General features: G+C 67.8%; 9 protein-coding genes. 5 read left to right on the forward strand and 4 right to left on the reverse strand.

The genetic code is table 11. The features are described from left to right. The first annotated feature begins 246 nt into the window (after positions 1-246). Together ACOGXE_RS10815 and ACOGXE_RS10820 are read left to right on the forward strand one after the other, a co-directional pair. Positions 247-1,359 (forward strand): ABC transporter substrate-binding protein, encoded by a 1,113-nt coding sequence (locus ACOGXE_RS10815; RefSeq protein ID WP_419930920.1) that lies wholly within the window; start codon positions 247-249, stop codon positions 1,357-1,359. Beyond that, on the forward strand, positions 1,359-3,257 hold the full coding sequence (locus ACOGXE_RS10820) for a hypothetical protein (RefSeq protein WP_419930921.1): 1,899 nt from the start codon (positions 1,359-1,361) through the stop codon (positions 3,255-3,257). Before ACOGXE_RS10815 ends, ACOGXE_RS10820 begins: the two co-directional genes overlap by 1 nt. A gap of 5 nt (positions 3,258-3,262) precedes the next feature. On the opposite strand, the gene ACOGXE_RS10825 is transcribed toward ACOGXE_RS10820, so the two are convergent. The 3 genes from ACOGXE_RS10825 to ACOGXE_RS10835 form a co-directional block, all read right to left on the reverse strand. Continuing rightward, positions 3,263-6,103: an ABC transporter permease subunit gene (locus ACOGXE_RS10825; protein ID WP_419930922.1), complete on the reverse strand. Its 2,841-nt coding sequence runs from the start codon at positions 6,101-6,103 to the stop codon at positions 3,263-3,265. A 68-nt stretch (positions 6,104-6,171) separates the two neighbouring features. Next, positions 6,172-7,542 (reverse strand): ABC transporter substrate-binding protein, encoded by a 1,371-nt coding sequence (locus tag ACOGXE_RS10830; protein ID WP_419930923.1) that lies wholly within the window; start codon positions 7,540-7,542, stop codon positions 6,172-6,174. 13 nt (positions 7,543-7,555) lie between these two features. Next, positions 7,556-8,329 carry an ABC transporter ATP-binding protein gene (locus tag ACOGXE_RS10835; protein WP_419930924.1) on the reverse strand — a complete coding sequence of 258 codons (774 nt, stop codon included), beginning with the start codon at positions 8,327-8,329 and terminating at the stop codon, positions 7,556-7,558. 130 nt (positions 8,330-8,459) lie between these two features. Here ACOGXE_RS10835 and ACOGXE_RS10840 point away from each other — a divergent pair, with 130 nt between their 5' ends. Next, positions 8,460-9,611, forward strand: coding sequence for a serine hydrolase domain-containing protein (locus ACOGXE_RS10840; RefSeq protein ID WP_419930925.1), 1,152 nt, complete (start codon positions 8,460-8,462; stop codon positions 9,609-9,611). A gap of 17 nt (positions 9,612-9,628) precedes the next feature. Then, entirely contained in the window at positions 9,629-10,888 is a 1,260-nt protein-coding gene (locus tag ACOGXE_RS10845; RefSeq protein ID WP_419930926.1) for an LLM class flavin-dependent oxidoreductase, read from the forward strand. 152 nt (positions 10,889-11,040) lie between these two features. Here ACOGXE_RS10845 and ACOGXE_RS10850 read toward each other — a convergent pair whose 3' ends face one another. Beyond that, entirely contained in the window at positions 11,041-11,175 is a 135-nt protein-coding gene (locus ACOGXE_RS10850; RefSeq protein WP_419930927.1) for a hypothetical protein, read from the reverse strand. Between the two features lie 197 nt (positions 11,176-11,372). On the opposite strand from ACOGXE_RS10850, the gene ACOGXE_RS10855 reads away from it, so the two are divergent. Further along, positions 11,373-12,530, forward strand: a complete 1,158-nt coding sequence (locus ACOGXE_RS10855; RefSeq protein WP_419930928.1) for an MFS transporter — start codon at positions 11,373-11,375, stop codon at positions 12,528-12,530. The last annotated feature ends 34 nt before the right edge of the window (positions 12,531-12,564 follow it).

The following is a 12,564-nucleotide window of genomic DNA, read 5'->3' on the forward strand; positions in this document are numbered from 1 at the left end:
TATCACGGGATGCCTCTGCGGCGCATCTACGGTCGCGCCATCCATCGATTGACGGATCGCTCCCGCGACGCTCGCCAAAGGAACGACGCTATGCCCAGAGTCATGGCCAACCCCCGCCCAGGAAGCCGAGGGCTCGCAGCTCTGGTTGCGGGCGTAGCCATCCTTGCGGCGGCGTGTACCGGCACTGCGCCCGATGATGCGCGGCCGGCCGACGCCGCCGGAGATTCTGCGCCGACCACAGCACCGATGGCCGGTGATCAGGCCACGCCGGGCGTCTTCGACGATCGTGTCCTGTTCGGACAGTCGGCGGCATTCAGCGGCCCGGCGCAGGCACTGGGGCACTCCATGCGCCTGGGCATCGAGGCTGCCTTCCACGAACAGAACCAGGCAGGCGGTGTCCATGGCCGCATGCTCGAACTGGTCACGATGGATGACCGGTACGAGCCGGGATTCGCCTTCGCCAACACGCGCGACCTGATCACCAGGGAGCGGGTGTTCGCACTGATCGGCGAGGTGGGCACGCCGACGTCTCGCTCCGCAGTGCCGCTCGCCGAGTCGCGGGCCGTGCCGTTCGTGGCCCCGTTCACCGGTGCCGGCTTCCTCCGCGATCCCGACCTCAACTCGGTGGTCAACCTGCGAGCCTCCTACGCGCAGGAAACCGAGCACATGGTGGAGCGGCTCACCGCCGACCTCGGCGTCACCAGGGTCGCGGTGATGTACCAGAACGACTCCTACGGCCAGTCAGGCCTGAACGGGGTGACCGAGGCCCTGGACAAGCGGGGGCTCGCACCCGTTGCCACCTGGTACTACGAGCGGAACTCGAGTGCGGTGAAGGCCGCGGTGTTCCATATCGCAGCCGCAGAACCCGAAGCGGTCATCTTCATCGGCGCCTACCAGCCGGTGGCCAAGGCGATCACGCTGCTTCGCGAGGACGTCGATCCGGTCTTCATGGCGGTGTCGTTCGTGGGCAGCAACGCGCTGGCAACCGAACTGGGCGACGACGCGGGCGGTGTGTATGTCACACAGGTGGTGCCGATTCCCGATGACGCCGACACACCGGTCGTCGCGGACTATCGCTCAGCGATCAGCGAGTTCGACCCCGATGCTGTGCCCGGCTTCGTCTCGCTGGAGGGGTACTTGGCGGGACGATTGGCCATCGTCGCACTGGAGACGTGCGGGGCAGACCTGACACGTGAGTGCTTCCTGGGCGCGTTCAGCGAGTTGGCGTCCATCGACCTCTCGGGTGTCAGCCTGCACTACGGGCCCGGCGACAATCAGGGCTCGGACGTAGTGCTGCTGACCGTGATCAACGACGAGGGCAGATTCGTTCCGGCAGCCAACCTTGGGGACACGCAGTAATGGGCCGTCTGCGGGTCTCGGCCAGGCTGGCGACGATCACGCTGGTCGTGTTCGCGGTCATCGCTGCGAGCACGGCTGTGGCCTGGGTTGCCGTCGGCGACTCGGCCGCCCAGACAGCCGACGAACCCGACATTGAGGCGGTGACCACGGCGTTGGCAGTCGTGCGGCAAGTGCAGTCCCTGGCGGACGCTGCCACGGCGAGAACTCATCGAGGAATGACGCCGGACGTGCTCGCGGAGTCCCGAGCGTCCATGGACGCTGCAGTCGAGGCGCTGTACGGGCAGCTTGATGTACTGGAGAGCGCCGGCTACGAGCAGGCCTCGGCGGGTATGCGCGAGCTGACCGACGAGCTGGTGAGCAGGGCGTCGGGGATCGAAGACGGCCGCTCGCAGCTTGCAGAGGTTCTCCGCGAATCGGAACGGCGTCGGCAAGAGATCATCGCCATGACCAATTGGGAACTCGTGCCCGCGTCAGTGGCGAGCGAGGACGACGTGTTCTTCGGCTTGATCAGCGGCCGCAGCGATGCCGTCACACCCGACGACCTGCTGCGGTACTCACGCCTCGCGCTCATGACGCAGCAAGTCGACCAAGGCTCGGTCCTTCTCGAGGTCGCAGCGAGGCAGCCGAACATCGCTTTCGTCGCCACGGTCGAAGAGAACATCGATCTCGTGATGTACCAGCTGTCCGACAGCCTCGAGGTGTTTGCCGAAGACACCCACCAAGATCTGGATCCGACGCTGATTCCGCTCTCACGTGGCTTGGTGGACGCTGCCTACGGCGATGCGAACATGGTCGACTTGATGAAGGTGCGCCTGGGCTCAGGCGTGCAGGAAGCGAGGAACATCGCTGCCCTCAACCAGACCTTGGCGTCACTGCAGACGCAGGCCGCGACGTTCCTTTCCCAAGCGATTGCCAGCATCGGATCAGTCGACGGGTACAGCGGGATTGCCGAAGTCCTGAATACAGCACTGGCCGTCGACCAGCACGTGGGCTCCGTCGCGGCGGCTGCCACGGTCCGTAGCGCTCCGACGACGCCGCTGGGCGACTTGCCGGCAGCCCGGGATGCTGCCGCAGCCGACATTTCCGGCATCCACCAGAACCTGGACATCCTCGATGCCGCGGGCCACGGTGACGCCGTCGCCCGGATGCGCACGTCGGTCGACCAGGTGCAGGCCGACGTCGAGCACATCCATGACGGCCGCCCGGAGCTCGTGGGAGCACTGCAGGCCGCCGAGGGTCAACGGGCGCAACTGAGGGCGTTCTTCGACTACCAGCTTCGGCCGGCGGTCGTGTCGAGCCTCGACAATCAGCTGTATTACATGCTGACCGGAAGGAGCGAGTTCGCCGAGGGCGCGCCGGCCGATTCGGATCCGCTGTCGCATGCCGAGCTCATGCGGTACCGGCACCTCACGCTCGTATTCAGCTCGCTCTTCCGAACCTTCTCAGGATTCATCATCACGTTTGTCATTTCCGAGCCGACACTGATCGCCGAAGCCGAGGAGAGATTTGCCACGGCGGCGCACCGCCTCGAGACGAGCGCCGCGTACCTGGAGCGAGAGGGCGGAAGCGAGGTACACCCGCAACTGGTTCCGCTGGTACGCCAGTTCATCGCCTTGGGCGATGGGGATGAGAACCTCTTCGATTCGCTCCGTCACCGGCTTCCCCTGATCGCTCAGGAGGCGCAGTCGATCGAGTCTGGCCGTCAGGCGACGCTCGCGCTGCAAACTGACGTCAACACGCTGCTCGATGACATCCTGCAGGATGCTGCAACGCTCGATCCCGATGCGGATGATCCCGCTGCACGGGTGATTGTGCTGGTGCTCGGCATTGTCGCCGCCATAGCGACGCTCCTGATCGCCGCTGAGGTGGCCCGGCGCCGCGATCCTGAGCCGGCGTGAGCAGATCAGGCGTGGGCGCCTGAGCCGAGGTAGGCGTCCACCACGGCTTCGTTGACCCGGATCTCAGCCGGGTTGCCCTGCGCGATGATCCGGCCGAATTCGAGCACGTAGATGTAGTCGCACACCTCCAGCACGAGGCCCATGTCGTGGTCGATCAGCAAAATCGACACGCCCTCCGACGCCACATCCAGCAGCCGCACGCCCAGCGCGATGCTCTCCGGCGTGGTCAGCCCCGCAGCGGGCTCATCGGCGAGCATCACCCGCGGCGCTGGTGCGATCGCGCGTGCGACGCCCACGAGCTTCTGGCTGCCGAGCGGCAGGTTTGCGGGCTTCGCCTCGGTGTCACGCGCCAGCCCGACCAGCTCCATCGCTGCATCCACCCGGGACTCCTCGGCGGGTCTCGTCGGCTTCACGAAGTCGGCCAGCACCGAGCCGAACGAGGAATGCTCGGCAGCGACCTGCACGTTCTCTCGCACGGTCAGGTCGTCGAACAGTTCGAGCGACTGCCATGTGCGCGTCAGGCCGAGCTGGGCGCGCACATGCGGTGGCTCGCTGGTGAGCGGCTTCCCGCAGAACGTGACCTGCCCGCGTGAGGGGACGAAGCCGGTCAGCGCATCCACGAACGTCGTCTTGCCGGCGCCGTTCGGCCCGATCAGGCCGACGATCTGGCCCTCGCGGATCTGCAGCGATGCGCCGTCCACGGCTTTCAGCCCCCCGAACCTCACCGTGAGATCGGCGACGTCCAGCACGACAGGTGCATGAGCGAAGCTCGTCGGGCGCAGCTTGCGCCGGTAGCGCGATCCAGCAGGGATCTGACCGCTCGGGTACTCAGCGGTGTCGCCGAGCCGCTCGAGAGGATCGCTGCCCTCCCGGATGGCGCTGACGGTTCGCCGAGCGGCGCGCCACGCCTTCAGCCTGCGCAGATTCTGACGGTATGCGCCTGCCACGCCTTCGGAGAAGAAGATGGCCGCGACCACCAGCGAGACTCCGGCCGCGAACTGGTACCACCTTCCCAGCGGGGCGACCCGGTCGGCGGTGATGTACACGATGCCGAGCGGTGCGAACAGCCCGGCGATGATCGCCCCCGCGACGCTGGTGATGCCGCACAGGTAGGCCAGCGCCAGGAAGCTCAGGCCGATCAGCACGGCGAAGCTCTCTGCAGACAGCTGGCCGCGGCTGAAGCCGATGAACGCGCCGCCTATCCCGGCCAGGAACGACGCAATCCCGAAGGCCAGCATCTTGGTCCTCGCGACCGAGATGCCGATGGACGCGCCGGCACGCTCATTCGATCGGATGGCCAGGAACCGTCGCCCGGTGGCGCTGCGCGCCAAGTTCCCCACGGCGACGGCACACACGGTCACCACGGCCAGCACCAGGAACCCGAACTGCAGCCGTGCGAAGTTCCTGCCCTCCCGCATGCTCAGGTCCACCCCGAGCAGGGTCGGGCCCGAGATGGGGTTCCCGAACAGGCCGGTGATGGCGGTGTTGCGGAAGACGAACTCCTCGAGCGCCACGGCACCCGACAGGGTGACCACGGCGAGCTGCGCGCCGCGGATCCGCAGGGCGGAGACGCCCACCACGAGCCCGAATCCGGTGGCCATGAGGGCCGCCAGCAGCAGCGAGACGGGAAACGGGATGCCGAGCGAGTCGCCCAGCTTGCTGAGCGCGAAGCCCGAGGCGCCGGCGATGGCGGCCTGTGCCAGCGAGATCTGGCCGACCAGCCCGGTCAGCACCACCAGCGACAGCATGACGATGGTCATGATCATGCTGGTGATGATCCCGATGCGGTAGCCGCCTTGGGCCACCACTATCAGCACGCCGGCGGTCGCCACCATCGCGGCGACCACTCCCGCGCGCATCTGGGGCCTGGTGACCTCGGGCAGAGGGTCGGCTTGGACAGCGCCACGGGTCGGCAGCGTGCGCCCCAGGCCGAAAAGGGCGATCACGATGACACCGAACGGCAGCGCCTCGGGTATCCCGGAGACGGCCCAGTCGGGCCACCACGGACTGGTGCTCTGATACACCACGATCGACTGGAAGATGCCGAGGGCGAAGGCGGCGGCCACAGTGACCGCGATGGACAGCAGCCGGCCGATGACCGCCGCGGCGAGCGCGGGCACGATCGCGAGGATGTACGTCCTGGGGTTCGGCGGGGCGATCGGCGACGCCAAGATGACGAGGAAGCCGACGACGGTGGCCGACAGCACCCAGGTGGAGCCGGCGAGCACCTGCGGCGAGTAGCGAGCCAGGCTGACTGCCCGCTCGTTCTCGGTGGACGCCCTCGTCGCGAGGCCTATGCGGGTGAAGCGGAACCACGCCCACACAGCGACCGTCGTCGCCAGCACGACGCCGGTGAGCCACAGGCGGTCACGCGGGAAGCTGATGCCGGCGAAGCTGACCGGCTCGTTGGGCAGGATCGGCGCGACCACCCGGGCCCCGCTGGTGAAGTGCATCACGATCAGGGCCTGCACCACCAGCAGCACGCCCACCGATGCCACGACGCGGGCCAGGATCGGGGCACGTCGAAGCGGCCGGAACACCAAGAAGTGCACCATCAGCCCGATGAGGCTGCATGACAGCACGGCGAGAATGATCGCCACCGCGAACGGCACCGAGCCCGAGGATCCCCCGAGGCCTACGCGGCTGCGAATGATGACCACCGGCAGCACAAGGTCGCCGGTGCGGTTGAGCTCGTCGTACACGTAGGCGCCCCACATCGCCATTGCCCCGGTGGCGAAGTTGACAATGCCCGTGCCCCGGTAGGTGATGACGAGGCCCATCGACAGGGCCGCGTAGATGCAGCCCGAACCCAAGCCGATGATCGCGAAGAGAAGGTACTGATCCACCTCAGAGCCGCCGATCACTCATCCGCAGATGCTCGCAGATGAGCCGGAGGCGGTGTGGATAATGGCGGTTAGAGCCCGCTCAGCTCGTAGGCGTCGAAGAGTCCGTCGCCGAGCACGATCCGGCGCAGCGTTCCGTCGTCGGCCTCGACGACCTGCCACACCATGATGTGCGACATGCAGTGCGAGGACTCCGGTGGCCACGGCGCCAGCCCGCATCGCAGGTTGGGGCCGAACCAGCCGGGCGTCTCGCCCGCATTGGTGAACGCATCGGTGATCGAATCGGCAGTGATCGGGCCCTCGATCGTCTCGAGGATGAACTCAATCTCGCGCCATGCCCCGTACGGCGCGATGCCGAAGCCCTCGATCAGCTGCTCGTGCCCGGCCGCTGTCATGTGATCCGCATATTCGTCGAGGCGTTCCTGGATCTCCGGCGGTGCGAACTCGGCAACCCACGGGACCCATTGGTCGCCCTGGGTGTAGGTGCCTATGGCGGCAGGCCCGAGCACGTCGATGTAGAGCGTGCACGACCCGGCGAAGATCGGCTTGTCGAAGCCGCTCGCGGCGGCCGAGCCGACCATGCCGATGCAGCCGAACTCGTCGAGTTGGCCCATCATGCCTTCGACGCCGGCGGACTGCGCCGCAGCAATCGCGGCGGTCCAGTCGGGCGCGGCGATGTCCACCACGACCCGCGTCATCTTGATGCCGTGGTGCTCGAGGACCGGGGCGATGATGTTGTCCATGAAGTCCAGGGCGGTGGACGAGTCCTGGATGACCACGGCGATGTGATCGATGCCGAGCTCTTTGAAGGTCTTGGCCGGGCCGACGGCAAAGGCGCCGGTGGCGACGTGGAGCAGGAAGGCGCCGGGGCTGTTGCGCTCGGTGGGGCCCCACGAATGAGACGAGACGTAGGGGATACCGGCGTCCAGCCACAGGCTGAGCGCTGCTTCTGAGGCCAGCTCGACGCCCATGTAGGCCATCACGACGTCTTCCTCGATGAGCTTGACGGCGCAGTTGATGGCGCTCTCGGGCGTGCCGTCGGAGAGGCAGATGACCGGCTCGATCCTGGCGCCGTGGATCCCGCCGGCGTCGTTGATGACCCCGATGGCCACCTGGCCGCCGATGCGCAGCTCCGGCAGCGAGATGTTGCCGCCCTCGTTGTTGACGTAGCCGACCTTGATGACCTCGCCCGTGCGGTCGATGGTGGCCGTGGCCGCCGAGGCATCGCCGGCGCCGTCGTCGTCGCCCGCTGTGCCGGCAGATGCGCCGTCCCCGCCGTCGGTCGCCGACGCCTCATCGCCGGTGTCGTCGTCGGGCGATGACGCGGCCGCGGGGTCGTTGGTGTCGGCGCCGTCGTCGCCGTCGCCGGAACCACCGCACGCGGCGGCAACAAGCCCGAGGGTGAGCAGCAGGGCCAGGAATCGTGTCAGTGCAGAGCGCATAGCGGCCCCGACGCTACTCCTGGTCGAGCATGCGCTCCCCGAGGTAGCTGGCCTCGAGCACCTCGGGCCGCTGCGACAGTTCCTCGGCCGTGCCCGACAGCGCCAGCTCGCCGTGGTTCAGAACGTAGGCCCGGTCGGTGATGGCCAGCGCCGCGTGCACGTGCTGTTCCACCAGCAGAACGGCCGTGCCCGTCTCGTCGGCGATGCGCCGCACCACTGGCAGCAGGCGCTCCACGATGATCGGCGCGAGGCCCAGGCTCATCTCGTCGACCATCAGCAGCTTGGGGTCAGCGATCAGCTTGCATCCCAGTGCCAGCATTTGCTGCTCGCCGCCCGAGAGCAGCCCGGCTCGACGGTCCAGCAGCTCTTCCAGGGCCGGGAACCAGCCGATCACATCAGCCTCAGCGACCTCGCTGTGACGGTGGCGGTGCAGGCGCAGGTTCTCTGCCACGGAGAGCTGGAAGAAGATGCCGCGGTCCTCGGGCAGCAGCGCCACGCCGCGGCGGGCGATCTGGTGAGCGCTGGCGTGTCCGAGGGGCGAGCCGAGCACGTCGATCTCGCCGTCGATGGGCTTGAGCACCCCTGCGATGGTGAGCAGCGTCGTGGTCTTGCCGGCGCCATTGGGACCCAACAGCGCCACCACCTCGCCCGGATGCACGTGCAGCGACAGTCCGCGCACCGCTGGGACACCGCCCCAGCCGGCCACCAGGTTCCGCACGTCCAGCGCGGCCGCAGTGACGCCGCTGCCGTCAGGGACGCTCGAAGCTGAAGTCTCCGTGATGCTCATCTGCTGACCTCACCGACACGCTACGCGTCACGTGCCCGCTGGGCGGCGTTGCGTCTCGGCGGGACTTCGCTGCCATCATGTGCCCGCAAACCGCAGCGAATGCGGGCCGGCACAGCAGAGAGGGCAGGTCATGGACATTCACGGGACGTGCAAGGAAGGCTTCGAGGCTGTCCGCGACGCCTTCGAGCGGAACTTCGCCGAAGGCCTCGAAGTAGGCGCGGCGGCGGCGGTGACCTTCGAGGGCGAGGCTGTCGTGGACATCTGGGCCGGCGATGCCGACCCGCACGGCACCCCGTGGGAACGGGACACCATCGTCAACGTGTACTCCACCACCAAGACCATGGCGGCCACCTGCATGCTCGCCCTGGCCGACCGCGGCGAGCTGGACTTCGATGCGCCCGTGTGCGAGTACTGGCCCGAGTTCGCCCAGAACGGCAAGGAGGGCGTGCTGGTGAGCCACGTCATGTCGCACACGGCGGGGCTGCCCGGATTCGTGCCGCCGGTGACGGCTGCGGACCTGTACGACCTTGATGCCATCGCCGAACGGCTGGCTGCCCAAGAGCTGTGGTGGGAGCCGGGCACCAAATCGGGCTATCACGCTGTCACCCAAGGCAACCTCGAAGGCGAGATCCTCTACCGCATCACCGGCAAGCGCATGGCCGACTGGTTCCGCGAGGAGATCGCCGAGCCGCTGGATGCGGACTTCTGGATGAGCCTGCCCGCCTCGGAGGATCACCGAGTCGGCGAGCTGTTGCCGCCGCCGTCCCTGTTGGAGGTGCTCGAGGCGAGCGGCGTGCCGATCGACCCCGATTCGGTCGCTGTGCGCACCTTGTCGAGCTGCGCGCTGGACGCCACCGAGCCTCGCACGCGTGAGTGGCGAGCGGCCGAGATTCCCGCTGCGGGCGGGATCGGCAATGCCCGTGCGGTTGCGCGCATCCACTCGATGCTGGCGTGCGGCGGCGCCGTCGACGGCGTGCGGATCATGTCCGAGGCCGGGGCGCGCAGGGGCCTCGAAGAGCAGATCGACAATGTCGACGAGGTGCTGCTGCTGCACCTGCGGCACGGCCTGGGATTCGCCCGCCAGCTCGACGGCTGGGTGACCAGCCCGAATCCGAATCACATGTACTGGGGCGGCTGGGGCGGATCCATTGCCGTGGTGGACTTCGACGTGCGAGCGTCGGTGGCCTACGTGATGAACAGGATGGATGCAGCCATCACCGGCGATCCGCGGGGCGGGCGCATCGTGGACGCTGCGTTCGCCAGCATCGCAGCTTTGGACTGAACGCGAAAGGAACCGACATGCGCTTCAGCATCTTCTACGAGCACCAACTGCCCCGTCCTTGGGACGACGGCGCCGAGGCCCGCGTCATCCACGAGGCCCTCGAGCAGGTGCAGCTCGCCGACGAGCTGGGCTTCAGCACGGTGTGGGAGGTGGAGCACCACTTCCTGGAGGAGTACTCGCACTCCTCGGCGCCGGAGGTGTTCCTGTCGGCCTGCGCTGCGACCACCCAGAACATCCGCATCGGCCACGGCATCGTTCCGGTGCTGCCCGGCTACAACCATCCGGCCCGGGTGGCCGAGCGCATCGGCACGCTCGACATCATCTCGAACGGCCGGGTCGAGTTCGGCACCGGCGAAACGTCGAGCGACATGGAGCTCGGCGGCTTCGAGATCGAGCGGGCCGACAAGCGCGCCATGTGGGAAGAGGCGGTGCCTGAGATCGCCAAGATGATGGCGCAGTCGCCGTACGAGGGACACACCGGCAAGTTCTTCTCGATGCCGGCGCGCAACGTGGTGCCCAAGCCACTGCAGCGCCCGCACCCGCCGATGTGGGTGGCGTGCAGCCAGCGCGACACGATCCTGATGGCGGGCCAGCGGGGCCTCGGTGCGCTGAGCTTCTCGTTCATCGACCCTGACGAGGCCCGTCAGTGGGTGTCGGATTACTACGCCGCCTTCGAGGCCTGCACCGACCCGGCGGGACTGGCGCCGAACCCGAACATCGCGGTGACGACGGGCTTCATGTGCCACCCCGATGAGCAGACGGCGATCGACCGGGGCCTCGACGGCTTCCATTTCTTCGCGTACTCGCTGCTGCACTACTACGCCTTCGGCACCCACACGCCCGGCGCGACCGACATCTGGAGTCAGTTCGAGGAGAACCGCGAGGAGATGGGATTCGCCAAGCTGACGGCCACGGTGCAGGCAGCCGTCGGTTCCGAAGGCGCCGAGAACCTGGTCTCGGCCGGCGGTCTGGATTCGCTGCGGGGCTGCATCGGCACACCGGACCAGATCCGCGAGTTCGTGCGGGCCTACGAGGACGCCGGCGTCGACGAGCTGATCTTCGTGAGCCAGGCGGGCCGCAACCGCCACGAGGACATCTGCGAGTCAATGGAGCTGTTCGCCAACGAGGTGATGCCCGAGTTCGCCGAGCGTGCCCCAAAGCGGGACGCCCGCAAGCGTGAGCGCTACGCGGAGACCATCGAGCGCCTGCAGAACTTCCACAGCCTCGACCTGACGCCCGAGGTCACCACCACCGTCCAAGCTGCCGCCTCCGCCTGAGGTGCCTCGCTCATCCGAGTGTTGACCCACGGGTGTCTGGATCGGTTTGTTGGCTTAAGCGCCGACAATCTGTAGGCCAGAAGGCCCACAAACTGTTGGACGACTCAGCAATCCACCATGGTGCCGAGCGCGCCGCACACGTGTGATGGGTGTCACCACGGCTCCTCGGCGATCATCGCCCGAGTGCTTTGGGCGGTCCATTCCAGTTCGTCGTCGGACTCGGGGATACGGCGATACGCCTCGGCGGTGGCCTCGCCAGTCTGGCGCCGTCGCTTTCGGTCAAGCATCTCTTCAACGGCGCGCCCTATCGCATCTGAGCGGGACTGTGCGTCCCCGCTAGCTACAAGCTCGTCAAGCTGGACGAGCAGGCCGTCATCAACCTGTACGACCAATTGCGTCACGCCACAGGTATAGCGACCTGCGCTACGAAGCCGACCTTCCAGCGGCTGCGAAGTAGCGTGCGGGGGCTTATGGGGAGACGGCGGTGAACGGCGAGTGGCGCCGTGCGCTGCTCTATCTCGGCGGTTCGATGGGGCCGCTCGGCACCTTCGTGATGCTGCCGATGATCCCCGAGCTGCGCACGACCTACTCGGTCACGACCGCTCAGATCGGGTGGGCGCTGTGGTGCTACCTGCTGCCGTTCGCAGGCCTGTTGCTGGTGTCGGGCACGATTGCCGACCGCTGGGGCCGATCCCGGATACTCCGTCCGGCGATCGCCCTGTACGCCGTCGCGACGGCGGCATGTGCCATCGCCCCGTCATACCTGTGGTTCCTGGTGGCTCGTGTCGCGCAAGGCTCGATGAACGCGTTCATCACCCCGCTGCTGCTGGCAGCGCTGACCGAGGCGGTGGCCGCATCGGGCGTGGGCCGGATCGTGGGCCGCTATGCCGCCGGTCAGGCGCTCGGCCAGCTGACGGCTCCGATACTGGGCGGCCTGAGCGCCGATGTGAACTGGCGGCTGGCGTTCCTGGCGACGGCCGTCGTCGGTGCCGCCATTGCCCTGCTGATGCCGAACCCCGCCGACGCAGGAACCAGCGCTGCCGGCACGACCCAGACGCTCGGCGCACGTCCCCGCATGCGTACCTTGCTGCGCCGCCCGGTGCTGCTGCTGGCAGCCACCGCGCTGCTGAGCGCCCTCGGACCCATCGGGGCGCGGGTGCTCGTGGGCCTGAGCAGTCGCGACGTCATCGGGTTGACGGGATCCAGGACCGGCCTGCTGCTGTTCGCAGGCGGGGTGGCCGGCATGGCAGCAGCGCCGCTGTGGGGGATCGTGCTGGATCGCTGGGGCGGGCGCCAGGCCGCCACCGTGGCCATCGCCGTCTGCTCGGGACTGGTCGCCATGCTGCCGGCTGCCCGATCGGCCTGGACGCTGGCGGCCATCTGGCTTGTCGCAGGCGCCGCGACGCAGACCGTCGTGGTCAGCTTTCAGTCGCTGGCCTCGGTGGCTGCGCCTGACAACCGGGGGGGTGCGCTGTCGTTCACCCTGTCCCACCGCTTCGTCGGCCACGCCATCGGCTCGGTGGTCTGGCTGCCACTCTTCACGGTCAGCCCGACTGCCACCTACCTCGCCTCGGCCGGAATCGGCGTTGCAGCCCTGATCGCCGTGCTGGCGAGCGGGCTCAACACCACCGAGCCGCGCTGAACCTGCCCCCAAGCGCCGCCACGCGGCATGGGTG

Source organism: Candidatus Poriferisodalis sp., assembly GCF_965208555.1.
In the GTDB taxonomy this organism is placed as follows: domain Bacteria; phylum Actinomycetota; class Acidimicrobiia; order Acidimicrobiales; family Poriferisodalaceae; genus Poriferisodalis.